The organism is Dyella japonica DSM 16301 (assembly GCF_001010355.1).
In the GTDB taxonomy this organism is placed as follows: Bacteria; Pseudomonadota; Gammaproteobacteria; order Xanthomonadales; family Rhodanobacteraceae; genus Dyella; species Dyella japonica.
Genome location: NZ_JPLA01000009.1, coordinates 80,566 through 97,298 on the forward strand (window position 1 = coordinate 80,566; position 16,733 = coordinate 97,298).

The 16,733-nt window shown below is 65.1% G+C and carries 20 protein-coding genes; 8 read left to right on the forward strand and 12 right to left on the reverse strand.

Annotated elements, in window-relative coordinates:
• Positions 1 to 24: 24 nt before the first annotated feature.
• The 5 genes from Y882_RS03910 to Y882_RS03930 form a co-directional block, all read right to left on the reverse strand.
• On the reverse strand, positions 25 to 495 hold the full coding sequence (locus tag Y882_RS03910) for a hypothetical protein (protein ID WP_244466212.1): 471 nt from the start codon (positions 493 to 495) through the stop codon (positions 25 to 27).
• Between the two features lie 113 nt (positions 496 to 608).
• Positions 609 to 878, reverse strand: a complete 270-nt coding sequence (minE, locus tag Y882_RS03915; RefSeq protein WP_046970573.1) for a cell division topological specificity factor MinE — start codon at positions 876 to 878, stop codon at positions 609 to 611.
• Between the two features lie 5 nt (positions 879 to 883).
• Positions 884 to 1,699 (reverse strand): septum site-determining protein MinD, encoded by an 816-nt coding sequence (gene minD, locus Y882_RS03920; RefSeq protein WP_046970574.1) that lies wholly within the window; start codon positions 1,697 to 1,699, stop codon positions 884 to 886.
• 43 nt (positions 1,700 to 1,742) lie between these two features.
• On the reverse strand, positions 1,743 to 2,510 hold the full coding sequence (gene minC, locus Y882_RS03925) for a septum site-determining protein MinC (RefSeq protein ID WP_425479401.1): 768 nt from the start codon (positions 2,508 to 2,510) through the stop codon (positions 1,743 to 1,745).
• An 8-nt stretch (positions 2,511 to 2,518) separates the two neighbouring features.
• Positions 2,519 to 3,142, reverse strand: a complete 624-nt coding sequence (locus Y882_RS03930) for a GNAT family N-acetyltransferase (protein ID WP_046970576.1) — start codon at positions 3,140 to 3,142, stop codon at positions 2,519 to 2,521.
• Between the two features lie 210 nt (positions 3,143 to 3,352).
• Between Y882_RS03930 and Y882_RS03935 the strand changes: the two genes are divergently transcribed.
• The 7 genes from Y882_RS03935 to Y882_RS03965 all read left to right on the forward strand — a co-directional run bounded on the left by Y882_RS03935 (position 3,353) and on the right by Y882_RS03965 (position 11,564).
• Positions 3,353 to 4,582: a sensor histidine kinase gene (locus Y882_RS03935; RefSeq protein WP_046970577.1), complete on the forward strand. Its 1,230-nt coding sequence runs from the start codon at positions 3,353 to 3,355 to the stop codon at positions 4,580 to 4,582.
• Between the two features lie 105 nt (positions 4,583 to 4,687).
• Positions 4,688 to 5,329, forward strand: coding sequence for a response regulator (locus tag Y882_RS03940; protein ID WP_046970578.1), 642 nt, complete (start codon positions 4,688 to 4,690; stop codon positions 5,327 to 5,329).
• A 215-nt stretch (positions 5,330 to 5,544) separates the two neighbouring features.
• Complete coding sequence (locus Y882_RS03945; RefSeq protein WP_046970579.1) at positions 5,545 to 6,891, forward strand: SRPBCC family protein; 1,347 nt, start codon at positions 5,545 to 5,547, stop codon at positions 6,889 to 6,891.
• A 155-nt stretch (positions 6,892 to 7,046) separates the two neighbouring features.
• The gene (locus tag Y882_RS03950) at positions 7,047 to 7,979 is read left to right on the forward strand and encodes an ABC transporter ATP-binding protein (protein WP_046970580.1); all 933 of its coding nucleotides are present in this window, start codon (positions 7,047 to 7,049) and stop codon (positions 7,977 to 7,979) included.
• The gene (locus tag Y882_RS03955; RefSeq protein ID WP_046970581.1) at positions 7,976 to 8,710 is read left to right on the forward strand and encodes an ABC transporter permease subunit; all 735 of its coding nucleotides are present in this window, start codon (positions 7,976 to 7,978) and stop codon (positions 8,708 to 8,710) included. Before Y882_RS03950 ends, Y882_RS03955 begins: the two co-directional genes overlap by 4 nt.
• On the forward strand, positions 8,707 to 10,599 hold the full coding sequence (locus Y882_RS03960; protein WP_046970582.1) for a GldG family protein: 1,893 nt from the start codon (positions 8,707 to 8,709) through the stop codon (positions 10,597 to 10,599). Before Y882_RS03955 ends, Y882_RS03960 begins: the two co-directional genes overlap by 4 nt.
• Positions 10,600 to 10,700: 101 nt before the next feature.
• The gene (locus Y882_RS03965; protein WP_046970583.1) at positions 10,701 to 11,564 is read left to right on the forward strand and encodes a cytochrome c oxidase assembly protein; all 864 of its coding nucleotides are present in this window, start codon (positions 10,701 to 10,703) and stop codon (positions 11,562 to 11,564) included.
• A 113-nt stretch (positions 11,565 to 11,677) separates the two neighbouring features.
• Here Y882_RS03965 and Y882_RS03970 read toward each other — a convergent pair whose 3' ends face one another.
• Positions 11,678 to 12,127 (reverse strand): copper chaperone PCu(A)C, encoded by a 450-nt coding sequence (locus Y882_RS03970; RefSeq protein ID WP_046970584.1) that lies wholly within the window; start codon positions 12,125 to 12,127, stop codon positions 11,678 to 11,680.
• Positions 12,124 to 12,711 (reverse strand): SCO family protein, encoded by a 588-nt coding sequence (locus Y882_RS03975; protein ID WP_046970585.1) that lies wholly within the window; start codon positions 12,709 to 12,711, stop codon positions 12,124 to 12,126. The genes Y882_RS03970 and Y882_RS03975 overlap by 4 nt, the downstream gene beginning before the upstream one ends.
• A 111-nt stretch (positions 12,712 to 12,822) precedes the next feature.
• Between Y882_RS03975 and Y882_RS03980 the strand changes: the two genes are divergently transcribed.
• The gene (locus Y882_RS03980; protein WP_046970586.1) at positions 12,823 to 13,209 is read left to right on the forward strand and encodes a DUF423 domain-containing protein; all 387 of its coding nucleotides are present in this window, start codon (positions 12,823 to 12,825) and stop codon (positions 13,207 to 13,209) included.
• A 6-nt stretch (positions 13,210 to 13,215) separates the two neighbouring features.
• Here Y882_RS03980 and Y882_RS03985 read toward each other — a convergent pair whose 3' ends face one another.
• From Y882_RS03985 to Y882_RS04005, 5 genes are all read right to left on the reverse strand, one after another.
• Positions 13,216 to 13,680, reverse strand: a complete 465-nt coding sequence (locus Y882_RS03985) for a DUF1203 domain-containing protein (protein WP_046970587.1) — start codon at positions 13,678 to 13,680, stop codon at positions 13,216 to 13,218.
• 80 nt (positions 13,681 to 13,760) lie between these two features.
• Positions 13,761 to 13,964, reverse strand: coding sequence for a hypothetical protein (locus tag Y882_RS03990; RefSeq protein WP_046970588.1), 204 nt, complete (start codon positions 13,962 to 13,964; stop codon positions 13,761 to 13,763).
• A 93-nt stretch (positions 13,965 to 14,057) separates the two neighbouring features.
• A complete protein-coding gene (locus tag Y882_RS03995) occupies positions 14,058 to 14,249 on the reverse strand; it encodes a type II toxin-antitoxin system antitoxin (RefSeq protein WP_046970589.1) in 192 nt (63 codons plus the stop codon).
• Positions 14,239 to 15,114, reverse strand: a complete 876-nt coding sequence (locus tag Y882_RS04000) for an SPFH domain-containing protein (protein WP_046970590.1) — start codon at positions 15,112 to 15,114, stop codon at positions 14,239 to 14,241. Before Y882_RS04000 ends, Y882_RS03995 begins: the two co-directional genes overlap by 11 nt.
• Before the next feature lie 61 nt (positions 15,115 to 15,175).
• Positions 15,176 to 16,672: a transglutaminase-like domain-containing protein gene (locus Y882_RS04005; protein WP_046970591.1), complete on the reverse strand. Its 1,497-nt coding sequence runs from the start codon at positions 16,670 to 16,672 to the stop codon at positions 15,176 to 15,178.
• Positions 16,673 to 16,733 lie beyond the last annotated feature (61 nt).

Sequence of the window (16,733 nt, forward strand, 5' to 3'; positions counted from 1 at the left end):
GGAGGTTTTGCTTGGCCCGCTGGGTCAGCTAAACGCGGGCTGCCCGTCCTGGTTCAACAGGCCGTGTTCCACCAGCCACTGGCGCGCATTGGCGGCATCCTCGCCGAACCAGGCCTGGGCCGAGCCGAGGCGGAAGGTGTAGCCCCATGCGTTCATGTCGTCCATCAGGCGTTCGCGGCCGACGCCGGGAAGTTCGTCGGCCAGCACGATCTGCAGATAGCAGGTGGCGTCTTCTTCGGCGACCGAGTCGGTGGCGTCGGTGTGCACTTCGTTGCGGCGTTCGGGCGGCAACACGATCAGGTGACCGGCTTCATGCAGCAGCGAATGCACCGGGGTGTCGTCACGTGCGTAAACCGTCGTGCCGATGATGCCGGCTTCCTCATCGCCCCAGAAGCTGCCGGGAATGGGCGTGCCGGCATCCACACGCTGCAAGGCGAGTCCGTAACGGGCAAGCAGCCGCGCAGGCGCCTCGAAGCCGATCTCGGCTAGGCGCATCACGCTGGCTTCGTCAGGAGGAGAGTGGGGAGCTGACATGGGGAAAGGGTCGCCGTGGATCGACGGCGACGCACATCGCGATGTGCGTGGCGCGGCCGTGCCGCGCCACGACCTCAGATGGACTTGGCTGGCGTGTTCTCGGGCAGCGCCACGGAGAGCTCGAGGATCTCGTGTCCGCTGTCGCGCTCGACATTGATGTTGATGGCTTCGAGGTCGACGTGGACGTATTTCTTGATCACTTCGAGCAGCTCGTTGCGCAGCAACGGCAGGTAGTCGGGGGCGCCACGGGTGGAGCGCTCCTGAGCCACGATGATGCGAAGACGCTCCTTGGCGAGTCCAGCGGTGGGTTCCGGCTTGCGCTTCAGGAAATCAAGAATACCCATGCCGATCAGCCTCCGAATACGCGCTGGAAGAAGCCCTTCTTCGGCACCTCGAGGAAGCGCAGGGCACGTTCTTCACCAAGGATGCGGGCAACCGTGTCGCTGTAAGCCTGGCCGGCGAAGGAGTTGTCGTCCAGGATCACCGGCACGCCGGCGTTGGAAGCGGCCAGTACGTTTTCCGATTCGGGAATCACGCCCACCACGTTGATGCCGAGGATTTCCTCGACGTCCTTCACGCTGAGCATTTCGCCCACGGCCACGCGGGCCGGGTTGTAGCGCGTCAGCAGGAGGTGCTGCTTGATCGCGCCGTCGCCGCGTTCGGCACGGCGCGTCTTGCTGGCGAGCAGGCCCAGGATGCGGTCCGAATCGCGCACCGAGGACACTTCCGGGTTCACCACCACGACCGCGTGATCGGCGAAATACATCGCCAGGTGCGCACCCTTTTCGATGCCGGCGGGCGAGTCGCAGACGACGTAATCGAAGCCTTCCTTGCCCAGGTCTTCGAGCACCTTCTCGACGCCTTCCTGGGTCAGCGCGTCCTTGTCGCGCGTCTGGCTGGCGGCGAGCACGTAAAGGGTCTCGTAGCGCTTGTCCTTGATCAGCGCCTGCTTGAGCGTGGCTTCGCCGTGCACGACGTTGACGAAGTCGTACACCACGCGCCGCTCGCAGCCCATGATGAGGTCGAGGTTGCGCAGGCCGACGTCGAAATCGATCACCGCGACTTTCTTGCCGGCCATGGCGAGGCCCGTGGCAAGCGAGGCACTGGTCGTGGTTTTGCCCACGCCACCCTTGCCCGAGGTGACAACGATAATCTCAGCAGTCAAGGCTCATCTCCGCATGGTTCTTTGTAATTGTCATGACTGATCGTCAAAGCTTGGCGATCAGCAGTTTTTCGCCTTCGAGCCAGCATCGCACAGACTGGCCTTCGAGGTCTTTTGGAATTTGTTCAAACACGCGGTAGTGACCGGCGATGGCCACCAGCTCCGCGCGGAAGTCTGAAATGTATATGCGCGCTTTCTCATCGCCCTGTGCGCCGGCCATCGCACGACCGCGCAAGCTGCCGTAGATATGGATGCTGCCGTCGGCAATCACCTCGGCAGCATTGGCGATGGCGCCGGTGACGACCAGGTCGCGATCGCGCGCATACACCTGCTGGCCCGAGCGCACCGTGCCTTCGTAGTGCTGGGCGCCGGCGTTGGTGAGCGGCGCAGCGGGCTCGGCTTCCTGTCGCACAGGCTCCGCGCGACGCACGGGTTCCGCAGCGGCGGCGGGTGGCGCCGGTGGCGCGATGCTGCCGCCGTCGGCGGGCTCATACGCGGCGCGGAATTTGGCGATCAGCGGCAAGCCCATGCGCTGCGACAGCGCGTCGACTTCGCTGGTGCCGTAGGCCAGGCCCACCGGCAGCATGCCGGCGCTGCGCACGGCTTCGAGCAGCGCGTCGACCGTGCCGTCGTCGGGCAGGTTCATCAGGTGACTTAAGTCCAGCACCACGGCGGCACGGGCGAACAGCTGCGGCGCGGCGCGGACGCGGCGTTCCAGCTCTTCGCACAGCGCGGCGGCGTCCACGCGCTTGATGCGTACGTTGGCGATGCCGACCTGGCCGAAGCGCAGGTCACAGGCGTCTTGTTGATCCATCTTTGCATTCACTGGCGGCGCTCTCCCGCGAGGCGGCGCCGGGTGGTATCGGGGGAGGAGGACGGGTGCTGGCGTTCGGCCAGCCACGGCACATCGGGAAGGCCGTCGTGGTCCAGATAGGTTTCTCGCACGAAGGCGTAGCTGGGCAGGTCCTTGGCGAGCAGGCTCACCTGGGGGCCGTCGCTGCCCATGCGTTGCTGTCCGACTTCCTGGAAGCCGTAGGTGCCGTGGAACAGCACCACCACGTCGTCGCGGGGCTCCAGGAACACTTCGCAGGTCAGCAGCGGCACGCGCACTTCCGCATAGCTGGTAACGTCGCAATAGAAAATGCGACCCAGGCCGTGACGGCGGTAGGCGTTGGCGATGACGATGCGGTCGATATAGGCAAACTGCGGGTAATGCTCAGCGAACCAGCGGTAGTTGGGGCTGTCATAGTCCCGACCTTCGCGGAAGGCGACCAGGAAACCGGCAAGATGGCCATCGATTTCGGCCACCCGGAAATAGTCCGCATGGTCGTAGAAATAGCGCAGTTGTGCGGTGTCCAGGGCGAGGATGGTGCGGCCGGCGGCGTTGTTGAGCGCCAGTACGGCATCCAGGTCGTGCTCTCGCACGTCGCGGATGGCAAGGGCCATTCGTTGCTCCGCTGTGTGTGGTTCGAAGAGTAAGACCGTTGGTTCGGCCCCGCGTGACGCCGGCATTATGACATGCGCCACGCGGCCGCACATAACACGGCGCACCATGTAAAACCTTTGTAAAGCGCCAACACTCGTGCCTTCTGGCAGGGGTGGAGCAATGACTTCTCACGCATTGCACCAAGTCCGCGGGTAGCGAATGATGCGCATATGGCCTGGTCAAATATTAATCACATCCGGCTGCTCCGGTACGCTGGTCTGTTTACGTACCTGTGCGTCGCGCTGCCGCTGCTCTCCGGTCCTGGCGGGCTGGCGGAGGTCAGTGCGTGGTGGAGCAACCCGAACATCACGGGCTGGATTCTTTCCTACCTGATCTTCGGCGTGACCTATCTGCTGCTGACCCGACGCTCGGGCATGACGCGCCAGACCGGCTACCCCTCCGTCGTCCAGCTGCTGGGGCTGGTGGTGCTGACCGGTTCGGCGGTGGCCATGGGCTGGTTCAGCCAGAGCGGCCTGTCGGCCATGCTGATGCTGGTGATCGCGGTGGTGCTGCCCTGGCAGCTCCCGGTGGGTGCGGGACTGGCCTGGATGCTGCTGCAGAACCTGATGCTGATTCCGATCATCGCCAGTTATATGGGCTGGACCATCGTCACCGCCTTCCTGCAGGTGTGCATGTACCTGGGCATCTCGGCCCTGGTGTTCTTCACCTCGATGATCGCCAGCCTGCAGGCCGAAGAGCGCGAAGTGCAGCGGCGGCTCAATTCCGAACTGCGCGCCACCCGCGCCTTGCTGGCCGAGTCGACCCGCATTGCCGAGCGCATGCGCATCGCCCGCGACCTGCACGATCTGGTGGGCCACCATCTGACGGCGCTCAGCCTGAATCTGGAAGTGGCCAGCCACCTGGTCAACGCGCAGGCCGCCGAACACGTGCAGAAGGCGCAGGTCACCGCCAAGCACCTGCTGTCGGACGTGCGCGAGGTGGTGAGCGAGCTGCGCCAGGACGACGCGATCGACCTCACTGTCGCCCTGCGCAGCCTGACCGAGGGCGTGCCCGGCCTGACCGTCCACATGGAAACGCCGCCGCGCTTCAGCGTGGAAGATCCCCGCCGCGCCCAGGTGCTGCTGCGTTGCGCCCAGGAAATCATCACCAACACCGCGCGCCATGCCGGCGCGCGCAACCTGTGGCTGCGCTTTGACTACGTCAACGCCAACTTGCTGGAGCTCTACGCGCGCGACGACGGCCGCGGCGCGACCAACTTCCGCCCGGGCAACGGCTTGTCGGGCATGCGCGAGCGGCTGGTCGAGTTCGAGGGCAGCGTGATGGTCGATCCGGCGCTGCTGCAGGGGTTTGCGCTCACCGTGCGCCTGCCGCTGGGCGAACTGCCGGAACTCGCGCACACCCCGTCACGGTTCGAGCCGCCCGCGCTGGGCATGCTGTAGCCTTGCTGGGTTGTCGTGTAAAAATGAGTGGCTTGGATAGCCGCATCGTTCTCTCCGTTGGCCGCGGGCATCGCACGCCGGCCACCTACGTTTCGAGGATCCGCGATGATTTCCGTCTGTCTCGTTGACGACCAGAACCTGGTACGCCAGGGTGTCCGATCACTGCTGGACCTGGCGGAGGACATCCGCGTGGTGGCCGAATGCGCCGATGGCGCACAGGCCGTGCAAGACATCCCGCGGATCAGGCCCGACGTGGTGCTGCTGGACCTGCGCATGCCCAACATGAGCGGCCTGGAAGTGCTGCAGGCGCTGTCCGCCCGCAATGAATTGCCGCCCACCATCATCCTCACCACCTTCGATGACGACCAGCTGGTGCTGCAGGGCCTCAAGGCCGGCGCACGCGGTTATCTGCTGAAAGACGTCTCGCTGGAACAGCTGGTGGAGGCCGTCCGCACCGTGGCCGCCGGCGGTTCGCTAGTGGCGCCCATGGTCACCCAGCGCCTGCTGGCCGGCGTGGGCCGCATGCAGAACCAGTTCACCAGCCTGGAACAGCCCGACCCGCTGACCGAACGCGAGACGGAAATCCTGCGCCTGCTGTCGGGTGGCTACAGCAACAAGGAAATCGCCAACTCCCTGAAAGTAGCGGAGGGAACGGTCAAAAACCACGTTTCCAACATACTTTCCAAGCTGGGCGTGCGCGACCGCACCCGGGCCGTGCTCAAGGCGCTGGAGCTGGGCATCGTCTGAAGCCTCGGAGCCTTGCCGGACGCCATTCGCAGGCGTCTGGAGGCCCCGTGTCAGGCAGTCTTTACGGCTGGACGCCGGAGCAAGTAGTATCGGAAACTTCGGCGCTGGCCGACCCCCGTTCAGGCAGTGATTCTTCGGGAATCTCCCGTGGCGGGCCGGTCTCCGGCGACTGCCCTTGTGCCGTGTACCAGAAGAGACGTGCGGAGAATCCTGGAATGATGCGTGTTCTTGAGTTTATTGTTGCCCTAATCATCGTCATCGTAGTGGCGGTGGTGGTGGGCGTGGTGATGCCTGGCAGCGGCCATGTCGAACGGTCGTTGGTCGTTGGCAAGGACATGCGTCAGGTCTATGACGTGCTCAACAATTTCCGCCGCTTCCCGGAGTATTCCGTGCAGCGCGAGTACGACCGCAACATCAAGTTTGATTTCTCGGGCAAGGCTTATGGCCCGGGCGCCGAAATCAGCTGGGCCAGCGATGACGGCAAGGTCGGCAACGGCAAGTTCACCATCGCTTCCGCCGACCCGAGCTTCGACAAGGTCGACTCGACCGCCAAGAAGTCCACCATCGTGTGGAACGTCGACAACGACTGGCGCGGCAACGACAAGCACTTCACGCTAGACCTGGAGCGCAACGGCAGCCGCGGTCAGCTGACCAAGGTGACCTGGTCGTACGACGTCGACTACGGCTTTAACCTGATCAACCGCTATTCCAATCTGTACATTCACGGCGACCCGGATGCCTTCATCCAGTTCAGCCTGAACAACCTGCAGAACGTGCTGGCGGCGGTCCAGAACGTGGACTACACCAAGCTGATCCCGTACATCGAGCAGACCCAGCCCACGCCGGTGCTGATGGTGTCCTCCTCGATCGAGCGCAAGGGTGGCCTCGAGGCCCTCAATGACGCGACCGACAAGGCGATTGGCCAGATCCAGGCCGCCGCCAAGAAGCTGGGCGTGACCACCACCGGTCCGCGCATCATCTACACCACCAACTACGGCGACCAGAACTACTCGTTCGACGTGGCCATGCCGATCAGTGCGACCAGCCTGAACGTTGCCGGCCAGACCGTCGAGCTGGTGGCCGCCAAGGCGCCGGACCTCAATGCCGCCGTGGCCAGCTCCAGCGCCGATGCGAGCAGCACCGCCGGTGACACGGCTCCGGGTGGTCATGACCGCTTCGGCCGCCTGATCGTCGACAACGATGTGCGCGCTTATCTCGCCTTCGGTGGCCCGGCCCTCAAGGCCGTGTGGAACGGTACCGCCGCCGGCGTGCCGCAGACCCGCGACCTGATGAAGGCCTATGCCCAGACCCACGGCTACAAGTTCGACGAAGTGACCAATCGCTTCTACGACATCGAAGCCAAGCCGGAAGTGAAGCAGGGCGACCAGGTCACGCAGTACGCCGAGTTCGACGTGTACCTGCCGCTGAGCTGGGCTCCGGACCAGACCCCGGAACAGGCTGCGGGCATCAAGCCGCCGTCGCTCGACGACACCGGCAGCGACCAGGCTCCGGCCTCGTCCAGCACCGCCGCTCCGGCCGCCGCTGCCAGCGCCGGCAAGTAAGTCGCCCCGGCGGCAAGCTTAGAAAAGGCCCTTCTTCGGAAGGGCCTTTTCATTTTCGGGCCCTGCGTGGGTCGGGCCGGGCGAACTTTCGGTTACAGTGCGGGTCGATCCCGCAGCCATGCGCGCAGCACTGCACGCCACTGACTCCACAGGACATGATCGAAACCGAACTGCTCACTCGACGCTATGGCGCCCTTACGGCGGTGGACTCGCTGAGTTTCCGCGCCGAACCGGGCCAGGTGCTCGGGCTGCTAGGCCCCAACGGCGCCGGCAAGACCACCGCCATGCGCATGATCGCGGGCTTCCTCGAGCCCAGCTCGGGCACGGCCCGCGTGTGCGGCTACGACGTGCGCAAGGAGCCGCTGAAGGCCAAGCGCGCGCTGGGCTATCTGCCGGAAGGCGCGCCGAGCTATGGCGAGCTGACCGTGCGCGAATTCCTCTCCTTCATCATCCGCATGCGCGGCCTGCAGCGCGACGAGGGCTCGCGCCGCTTCGATCGCGTGGTTGGCGGGCTGCAGCTGGAGAGCGTGCTCGACCAGTGCATCGATACCTTGTCCAAGGGCCTCAAGCGCCGCGTGGGCCTGGCCCAGGCGATCGTGCACAACCCGCAGGTGCTGATGCTCGACGAGCCCACCGATGGTCTGGATCCCAATCAGAAGCATACCGTGCGCCAGCTGATCGACCAGATGGCACGCGACCGTACCATCCTCATCTCCACGCATTTGCTGGAAGAGGTGCACGCCTTGTGCAATCGCGTGGTGATCATCGCCAACGGCCGCCTGATGGTGGACGCCACGCCGGCCGAACTCGAATCGCGTTCGCGCTATCACGGCGCGGTGTCCTTCAGCGCGCCGGGCAGCGGCGTGTCGCAGGAGATGCTGGGGCGGTTGCCGCAGGTGTCGTCGATCGAGGTCGATCCGATGGACGGGCGCATCACGGTGTTTCCGCGTCCGGGCGAACGCATCCTGGAGCCGGTGGAAACGCTGCTGCGTCAGCAGGGGCTCGAAGTGTCGGAGATCCAGCTCGAACGCGGCCGACTGGATGAAGTGTTCCGCCAGATCACCACCGGCGCGGAGAACCGCGAATGAGTCCGATCGCAGCGGTGACACGCCGTGAGCTGCGCAGCTATTTCGTGACGCCGGTGGCGTACGTGTTCCTGGTGATCTTCCTGGTGCTGTCGGGCATCCTCACGTTTTACGCGGGCGATTTCTACGAGCGCAACCAGGCCGACCTGCAGCCGTTCTTCGTGATGCATCCGTGGCTCTATCTGGTGCTGGTGCCTGCGGTGTCGATGCGCATGTGGGCCGAAGAAGCCAAGGGCGGCACGCTGGAATTGCTGATGAGCCTGCCCTTGACGCTGGCACAGGCGATGTTCGGCAAGTTCCTCGCCGCGTGGCTGTTCATTGGCCTGGCGCTGGTCTTGACCCTGCCGATCTGGATCACCGTCAATTATCTCGGCTCACCTGACAACGGCGTGATCCTTGCCGGCTACATCGGCAGCTGGCTGATGGCCGGTGCGTTTCTCGCCATCGGTGCCTGTCTTTCTGCGGTGACGCAGAGCCAGGTGGTGGCCTTCGTGCTGACCCTGGTGGTGTGCTTTCTGCTGATCCTGGTGGGGCAGCCGCAGGTGATGGAGTTTTTCCAGGGCGCGCTGCCGCGCAAGCTGGTGAACGGCCTCGCGCACCTGAGCATGGTGCGCCACTTCGAAGCGATCTCGCGCGGCGTGCTCGACCTGCGTGACCTGTTGTACTTCGTGGCCAGCATGGCGGCCTGGCTCACCGCCGGCGTACTCACGCTCGACCTGAAAAGGACGCCATGAGCATGCGGCGCATCCATTTCAGTCGTCGCGCCGTGCTTGCCGCGGCCCTGGTGCTGCTGGCGATCGTGTTCGTGACCTTCGTGCTGGCCAGCAGCCGCTGGCGCATGGGCCGCATCGATCTCACTTCGGACAAGCTCTACACGCTGACGCCCGGCACCGTGCATATCGTGGATGGGCTGCATGCGCCGTTGCGCCTGACCCTGTATTTCTCCAGCCATGCCACGCGCGACCTGCCGCAGCTGCGCAGCTATGAGCAGCGCGTGGCCGAGATGCTGCAGGAAATGGTGGCGCGCGCGCATGGCCGCCTGCGTCTGCAGATCGTCGATCCCGTGCCGTACTCCGATGACGAGGCCAGCGCGGAAGGCTATGGCCTGTCGCCCATCAACGGCGGCACCAACGGCGAGCGCGTGTTCTTCGGCCTGGTGGGCAGCACGTTGCCATCCAATGGCGATGCCGATGGCGAGGACCACCTGCCCAAGAAGGTGCAGTCGATTGCATTGTTCGATCCGTCGCGCGAAACCTTCCTCGAATACGACATCGCCAAGCTGCTGTACGAGCTGGACCAGCCATCCAAGCCGCATATCGGCGTGATCAGCAGCCTTCCGGTGAATGGCAACCCGGTGATCGGCGAGGAGCCGTGGGCGGTGATGCGCCAGCTGGGCCAGCAGTTCGACGTGAAGTCGTTCGATCCGGGCAAGCTCACCCACATCGATGCCGACATCAAGGCGCTGCTGGTGATCCATCCCAAGCACCTGCCGGCCGATGCGCTGTATGCGATCGACCAGTACGTGCTCAACGGCGGTCATCTGGTGGTGTTCGTCGACCCGGTGGCCGAGATGGACAACACGCCCTTCATCGACAGCAGCGGCGTCACCGACGATCACAACTCCAATCTGTCGCGCCTGTTCGACGCCTGGGGCGTGCAGTACGACCCGCAAAAAGTGGTGCTCGACCGCTCCCGCGCGCTGCGCATCGAGCTGGCCGACAACACGTCCATGAGCCATCCGGCGATGCTCGGCCTGGGCCAGCAGGAGCTCAATCACGATGACGTGACCACGGCCAGCCTGCAGCGCATCAATGTGTCCAGCGTGGGTTATTTCGACCTGGCGCCGGGAACCACCTCGCGCCTGCAGCCGCTGATGCAGTCGACCACCGATGCCGAAGTGGTGTCGAGCGAACGCGTGCGCGAGTCGCTCAATAATCCCGCCGGACTGCTCGACAACTACAAACCTGACAACCTGCACTATGTGATCGCCGCGCGCGTGCGCGGCCAGTTTCCCAGCGCGTTTCCAGAGCGTGCCGGCGAGAAGGGTCACGTGCCGGTCGTTGGCAATGCGGAAGTGATCCTGGTGGCCGACACCGACCTGTTGAGCGATCGCCTGTGGGTGTCGTACGCGCAAAGCCTGCTCGGCCAGCCGCAGTTGAGCGCGATCGCCAACAACGGCGACCTGATCACCAATATCGCCGACAACCTCAGTGGCTCCTCGGCGCTGCTTTCCATCCATGGCCGGGTCAGTTCGCAGCGGCCCTTCACCCGCGTGCTCGCCCTGCAGAGCGCGGCCGACCAGAAGTACCTGGCCAAGAAGCAGGAGCTGCAGCGCGAGCTGGCCGTCACGCGTACGCGCCTGAGCGAACTGCAGCCGGCCAAGGCGGCAGGGCGGGGCGACACCGCCACGCCCGAGCAGCGTGCGGAGATCGAGCAATTCCTGCAGCGCCAGCTGGCCATCAACAAGGAATTGCGCGATGTGCAGCACCAGTTCAACGCCGAGATCGACGCGCTCGGCCTGCGCCTGAAATTCATCAACATCGTGCTGATCCCGGCGCTGGTGACGATGATCGGCCTGCTCTACGGCTGGCGCCGCTCGCGGCGCAGCAGGCGGCGCGCATGAAGGCGACCGCCAGTGCTGAAGTGTCGCAGCCGCTTGCCGTGGCTGCGATCGAGGCGGCGCGTATGATGGCTGGTCGCCACTGATACGGTCCGGTACGTTCGATGATCGCTAGCGTGCTCAAGTGGATCGTGCCCTGGGAGTTCTCCTGGGTGTTTCTGCTCGGCTTTCTCGCCTGCTGCGTGCTGTATGTGCGCGGCAGCCGCCGCCTGAAGGTGAGCTTCGGCCGCCGCCTGTCGTTCTGGACGGGCATGGCGCTGATCTATGTGTCGCTGCACACCTATCTGGATTATTTCTTCGAGCATGAGTTCTTCATGCATCGCATCCAGCAGATCCTGCTGCACCATCTGGCGCCCTTGCTGATCATTGCCTCGTATCCCGGCACCGTGCTGCACAAGGGGATGCCGTTCGCATGGCGCCTGCGACTGCTGCATCCGGTCCGGCGTTCGGCGCCGTGGCGCATGGCGAGCGCGGTGTGGTGCAACCCGGCGGTGGCCACGGTGCTGTTCGTCGCGTTCATCCTGATCTGGCTGATCCCGTCGATGCAGACGCTCGCCATGCTCGATTGGCGCATCTACCGCTTCATGAACTGGTCGATGCTGGCCAGCGGCTTCACCTACTGGTGGCTGGTGCTCGACCATCGCCCGCGTCCGCCGGGCCGCATGACGCCCGGCATCCGCGTGCTGTCGCCGGGCATCACCATGACGCCGCAGATCCTGGCCGGCGCCATCGTCACGTTCTCCAAGGCCGATCTTTATCCGATCTTCGAAATCTGCGGCCGCGCCTTCACCTTCAACGTGCTCACGGCGCAGTTGGTGGGCGGGGTGATCATGTGGGTGCCGGCGGCGCTGATCGAATCCATCGGCGGCCTGCTGGCCATGCGCCAGTGGTTGCGGCTATCGCGCAGTGGGCGTATTCGGCGCAAGCCGTGGCCGACGAGACGGTCGGCTGCAACAGCCCAACAGTAGCAGTCACCGTGGGAGCGCACCCTGTGCGCGACGCGGGCTTGCGATGCCTCCATCCGATCGGCTACCGGACCCGTCGCGCACAGGGTGCGCTCCCACAGGTGGTGGGGTGGGCTTTATCCACCGGTGGCGTTGGCAGGCCGCGCAATAAAGTCAGCATCCAGCGTACTGCCATCCCCAAAGCTGAGCGTCACCTTGACATTGTCGCCAACCTTCACCGGTGCCGCGGCCTTCATCAGCATCAGGTGATAACCGCCGGGAGACAGCTCGGCCTTGCTGTGCGCAGGGATGGCAAGCTCATCGACCATCGCCATGCGGTTGACGCCGCCGGCGCCGCTGCTCTGGTGCAGCATGGCTTCTCCGTAACTCGCACTATGCGCACCACGCAGGCTCGCTGCCTGGTCACCGGTGTTCTCAAGCGTGACGTAGGCGCCGGCAGGAAGATCGCCGGGAAGCACGCGGATCCAGGCGCCGGTGATGCGAATGTGCTCGGCCTCGGTGGCATGCGCGCCGGTGGCCATCAGCAGGCCGGCGACGAGCAGGGGCAGGGCGATACGACGACTCATGACGATGATCCCGGGCTCAGCAGCAGATGCAGGTCGTGCACCATCTCGTCCTGCGTGTTGTTGGGCGTGGACAGCAGGCGCGCCTTGCCCTGGCTGTCGAACAGATAGATGGCCGAACTGTGGGTCACTTCGTACTGGCCGTCGGAACGATCAGGCTCGCGCGTGAAGGCCGAGCGATAGCGTTTGCTCAGCGCTTCGATCTCGCGCGGCGTGCCGGTCAAGCCGACCGCACGCGGATCGAATGCGTTGACGTAGGCGTGCATGATCTCGGGAGTATCGCGTGCAGGGTCGACACTGACAAACAGGATGCGCGCACCATCGGCCAAGGGCCCCAGGCGCTGCATCACCACGTGCAACTGGGCCAGCGTCAGCGGGCAAACATCGGGGCAGTGCGTGTAGCCGAAATACAGCAGCACCACCTTGCCGCGATAGTCCTGGCCAGCGACCTTCTTGCCGTGGTCGTCGACCAGCTGAAAGGCCAGATCCGGCATATGGCCGGTGACATTGGTGAGCCGCCATTCGATGTTGTCGTCGCGATGGCAGCCGGCCAGCAGGCAGGTGCCGAAGGCCAGCATCAGCAGCATCAGCCACCGGCGGGTGCGACAACGCTTCGTGCGAGAATCGATAGGCATCATCCAGCCAGCATACGACACTGGCCGCCCGCCTGGACGGCGGCCATCTGAGGAGCCATGCGCATGCGACAAACTGCCTACGCGACAGGCGTGCTGGTCGGCCTGGCCGGCGCCAGCGCCGTGATCCTCGGCGCGTTCGGTGCGCATGCCTTGCGCGACGTGCTCGATGCCCGCGGCAGCGAGCTTTGGCATACGGCGGTGAGCTACCACTTCTGGCATGCGCTGGCGCTCGCCTTCGCGGTGATGGCGGCTTCGGGGCGCGCACGCCGTGTCGCCATCACCGCGTTCGCCATCGGCATCGTGGTGTTCTCCGGCAGCCTTTACGCGCTGGCGCTGGGCGCGCCTCGCTGGTTCGGCGCGATCACGCCGCTGGGCGGCGTGGCCTTTATCGTGGGCTGGATCGCGCTTGGCGTCGCGCTGGCCGCTCGCACCCGTCGCGACGATGCCTGAGGACGCTCAGGCGCGTTCCACCCGCGCCGCGTAGCAGCCCGGTCGCGCCATGTGGATGTGCAGATAGGCGACCGTCGGATCGGCAAACAGGCGCTCGATCAGCGGCTCCAGCGCGGTGCCCTGGGCCACGTCGGCATCGCGCAGCATGCCTTGCTCGTCGAAGCCGCGCACGGAGAGCAGCCGGCGACGCAATTGGTCGGGCACTTCATCGATGCGGTCGTATTGCTGTTCGCCTTCGCGGATGTAGATCGCGTGGGTCGAACGGAATGGCGAGTTGGCGGGCTGGTGTTCGTAGTTGAGCAGGATCAGCGGCTGCCCAGGCTCGGCGTCGGTCAGGCTGATGCGGCACGGATAACCATGCGGCTGATCGGCCACCACGCGCATGGCCTGACGCTGCGCCAGCGCTTCGTCGGAGAGCGAGAACAGTTCGGCAAACGGTTCGGCGGGCAGGCCGGAAAGACGGAAATGCATGACGGGGCTCCTGGGATTCGACGGTTCCCAGCGTCGCGCGATCAAGCTTTTCCGGCCATCCGATTCTTGCGCTCAGCGGCTCAGTCGACGCGAAACACCTGCACGCCCTCGCACTCGGGGCAACGGTAGCTTTGCAGTTCGATGCGCTGTTCCTGCGACCATCGCTGCGCTTCGGCGGGCAGGGGATCGTAGCGTTCCATCGCCACGCTTTCGCCGGTATTGGAGCAGGTGTCGCACAGCACCGGGCCGTCAGGCAGCAGGCGATAGGTTTGGCTCTCGGCCATGGCGGTTCTCCGGACGTCACTGAAGCAACGAAGCTAGCGCCGGTGCCGTGCAGGCCGCGTCGAAGCGGGATAAACGTCGCGGGCGTTCACGCCTCAATCGGTGTCGTCGTCCTGCACGGGTTCGGCTGCCTCGCGCTTGAGGCGCCCCTGCTTGCGCAAGGCCTCGCGCAGTACGAATTCGATCTGCGCATTGACGCTGCGCAGATCGTCGTCGGCCCAGCGCTGCATGGCTTCGAGCACCGCAGCACTGATACGTAGCGGATAGGCTTTTTTCTCACCCGCCATAGAGCGTGCCGGCATTCACCACCGGTTGGGTGGACCGATCGCCGCACAACACCACCAGCAGGTTGCTGACCATGGCGGCCTTGCGCTCTTCGTCCAGCTCCACCACGCCTTGTACCTTCAGCTTGTCCAGCGCCATCGCCACCATGCCCACGGCGCCTTCCACGATGCGTTCGCGCGCTGCCACGATGGCATTGGCCTGCTGGCGCTGCAGCATGGCCTGAGCGATTTCCTGCGCGTAGGCGAGGTGGCTGATGCGCGCTTCGATCACATGCACACCGGCCTTTTCCAGCCGCGCCTGGATTTCGTCGCGCAGGTGGTTGTTGATGACCTCGCCATGGCTGCGCAGCGACGGCTTGCCATCGTCGTGCGCGTCATAAGGGTAGTTCTGGGCCATCTGGCGCAAGGCCGACTCGCTCTGGATGGTTACGAAGTTCTCATAGTCGTCCACGCAGAACACCGCTTCGGCCGTGTCGATCACTTCCCACACCACCACGGCGGCAATTTCGATCGGATTGCCGTCGCTGTCGTTGACCTTGAGCTTGCTGCTCTCGAAGTTGCGCACGCGCAGCGAGACGCGGCGACGGCTGCAGAACGGGTTGGTCCAGCGCAGGCCTTCCTCGCGCACGGTGCCGTGGTACTTGCCGAACAACTGCAGTACCTGGCCTTCATTCGGCGCCACCTGGAAGAAACCCTTGGCCATGAAACCGGCCAGCAGGTGGATGGCGATGCCCAGGCCGATCGCGACGACGACCGGCGCCTCGTGCACCAGTCCGTAGCCTTCCAGCGCCAGGCCGACGGCGCCGAGGAGTAGGACGAAGAAGACCGTGGGGATGCCGGCGGTCGAAAAGCCTTGCTGTTCGTTCATGGGGGTTCCTCCCTGGGTACGGAAAGTAGATATCAAAATGATATCTGGTGCAAGGAGGAGGTTAGTCCCGAGTGGCGACCGTGCCGCTCGTAAGGGCCGCGGTCTGCTCAGGCACGGTGCCGATCTGGGCGATCCGCATCTGCCCGAACAGGTTGGCAAGGTTGAAGAAGTGCCAGGGATCGCCGTCGCCGCTGTCCAGCGCGATATGGGTGCTGTCGAAGTGCCCCAGGGCGGCGTCGAAGCTCTGCCAGCGTCCATGCACCCAGGCCTGCACCCAGGCGTGCGGCACGAATACGCGCGAGCTGTCGGCGTAGTGGTCGGCGTAGACCATGCCGGTCACCACGCGGGCGGGGATATGTTCCGCGCGCGCCAGCGCCGCCAGCAGCACGGCGTGTTCCTTGCAGTCGCCCGCGCGCTCCTGCACCACCTCCATGGCGGAGGCGTAGCCGATGTCACGGCTGTGGGGCGGGATATAGGCGCTGACGAAATCGCGCAGCTGGATCATCTTCTGCAGATCGTCCTCGGCCCCGATCACCGCCTGCGCCGCCAGCTGGCGGATCGGCGGCGCGTCGGACTGGACCCAGGCATTGGGCTCCGTGTCCGCCGGCACCGGTGCCGGTTGGCCGCCGGCCACGGGATTGCCCACATCCACCAGCCAGTTGCCGTGACCCAGCGACGTGACGCGCTGTTCATCCGTGCTGATCAGGGGCTGGGCATCGCCGTCCGAGACATGGATGACGTAGCGCAGAAAGCCCGCGCGCATGGTCGAGGACAGTCCTTGCGGTGAATCCACCATGGACGCTCGCAGCATGTCGATGTCCTGCACCGGCGCGAGCGCGCAGGCCTCGCTGCAGGCAAGCATGTCCAGCGGATGGCCGAGCATTTCCAGCGAACCCTTGCGGGTCTCGCCGCGTGCATTGACCCATAGGTCCATGCGTTGCACGCCACGCGGCGTCTGCAGCACTTCGCGCTGGTGGTTCAGCAGCTCGGTGCCGTCGGGTAGCGCCACGCGTTCGTTGCCCAGCACTTCGATGTCCACCGAGGCCACGTCCTGGCTTGCCGGATCGAACAGGTTCAACGCGTAGTGCCCTGGATGACTGGCCGCCGCTGCCATGGCTTGCCGCTGTCCGTCGCTGAGCAGGGCGCCCGTGGGCCAGGCCAGGGTCGACTGGCTGGCCAGGCCCGCCACGGTGGTGGTGATGGCATAGCGGCCATCGGCCTGGCGCTGGCCGTCGACGATGCTGTCCGAGCTGGACAGCGTGCTGCGCGAATAAAACCCCAGCGGCTGGCTGTCGAGCGTCTCCAGGCTGCGGGTCAGCACCGCCATCGGAACGGTGCGCCCGGCGCGATTGATCTGGATCTGCAGATCCTGCGTGGTGGTGACGACCTTGCCGTCGTTGACGCGATCGATCCGCAGATGGCCGATGCGACGCCCGGCCAGCATCACCGTCATCCACGTCGTGTTGCTCGCGGGCGCGCTCTCCATCGCCCCGCCGGCGGCGACAGGGGGAGAGCTCAGCGCGAGCGCCATCGATAGCGCGGCAAGCCAGTAGCGCATAGGTCGCTCCGTGGGGACGGTGCAACTACAGTCAATGCCGGTCCGCGTGTTTCGTCAATGG

What these genes read in the sequence shown, in the direction of transcription:
- Y882_RS03990 (WP_046970588.1), bottom strand. Translation starts at nt 13,964, where the DNA reads ATGGCCGAGAGCCAAACCTATCGCCTGCTGCCTGACGGCCCGGTGCTG.
- Y882_RS03960 (WP_046970582.1), top strand. Translation starts at nt 8,707, where the DNA reads ATGAGCATGCGGCGCATCCATTTCAGTCGTCGCGCCGTGCTTGCCGCG.
- Y882_RS03970 (WP_046970584.1), bottom strand. Translation starts at nt 12,127, where the DNA reads ATGAGTCGTCGTATCGCCCTGCCCCTGCTCGTCGCCGGCCTGCTGATG.
- Y882_RS03910 (WP_244466212.1), bottom strand. Translation starts at nt 495, where the DNA reads ATGCGCCTAGCCGAGATCGGCTTCGAGGCGCCTGCGCGGCTGCTTGCC.
- Y882_RS03985 (WP_046970587.1), bottom strand. Translation starts at nt 13,680, where the DNA reads ATGCATTTCCGTCTTTCCGGCCTGCCCGCCGAACCGTTTGCCGAACTG.
- Y882_RS03930 (WP_046970576.1), bottom strand. Translation starts at nt 3,142, where the DNA reads ATGGCCCTTGCCATCCGCGACGTGCGAGAGCACGACCTGGATGCCGTA.
- Y882_RS03980 (WP_046970586.1), top strand. Translation starts at nt 12,823, where the DNA reads ATGCGACAAACTGCCTACGCGACAGGCGTGCTGGTCGGCCTGGCCGGC.
- Y882_RS03935 (WP_046970577.1), top strand. Translation starts at nt 3,353, where the DNA reads ATGGCCTGGTCAAATATTAATCACATCCGGCTGCTCCGGTACGCTGGT.
- Y882_RS04000 (WP_046970590.1), bottom strand. Translation starts at nt 15,114, where the DNA reads ATGAACGAACAGCAAGGCTTTTCGACCGCCGGCATCCCCACGGTCTTC.
- Y882_RS03950 (WP_046970580.1), top strand. Translation starts at nt 7,047, where the DNA reads ATGATCGAAACCGAACTGCTCACTCGACGCTATGGCGCCCTTACGGCG.
- Y882_RS03965 (WP_046970583.1), top strand. Translation starts at nt 10,701, where the DNA reads ATGATCGCTAGCGTGCTCAAGTGGATCGTGCCCTGGGAGTTCTCCTGG.
- Y882_RS03955 (WP_046970581.1), top strand. Translation starts at nt 7,976, where the DNA reads ATGAGTCCGATCGCAGCGGTGACACGCCGTGAGCTGCGCAGCTATTTC.
- Y882_RS04005 (WP_046970591.1), bottom strand. Translation starts at nt 16,672, where the DNA reads ATGCGCTACTGGCTTGCCGCGCTATCGATGGCGCTCGCGCTGAGCTCT.
- Y882_RS03940 (WP_046970578.1), top strand. Translation starts at nt 4,688, where the DNA reads ATGATTTCCGTCTGTCTCGTTGACGACCAGAACCTGGTACGCCAGGGT.
- Y882_RS03945 (WP_046970579.1), top strand. Translation starts at nt 5,545, where the DNA reads ATGATGCGTGTTCTTGAGTTTATTGTTGCCCTAATCATCGTCATCGTA.
- Y882_RS03995 (WP_046970589.1), bottom strand. Translation starts at nt 14,249, where the DNA reads ATGGCGGGTGAGAAAAAAGCCTATCCGCTACGTATCAGTGCTGCGGTG.
- minE (WP_046970573.1), bottom strand. Translation starts at nt 878, where the DNA reads ATGGGTATTCTTGATTTCCTGAAGCGCAAGCCGGAACCCACCGCTGGA.
- Y882_RS03975 (WP_046970585.1), bottom strand. Translation starts at nt 12,711, where the DNA reads ATGCTGCTGATGCTGGCCTTCGGCACCTGCCTGCTGGCCGGCTGCCAT.
- minC (WP_425479401.1), bottom strand. Translation starts at nt 2,510, where the DNA reads ATGGATCAACAAGACGCCTGTGACCTGCGCTTCGGCCAGGTCGGCATC.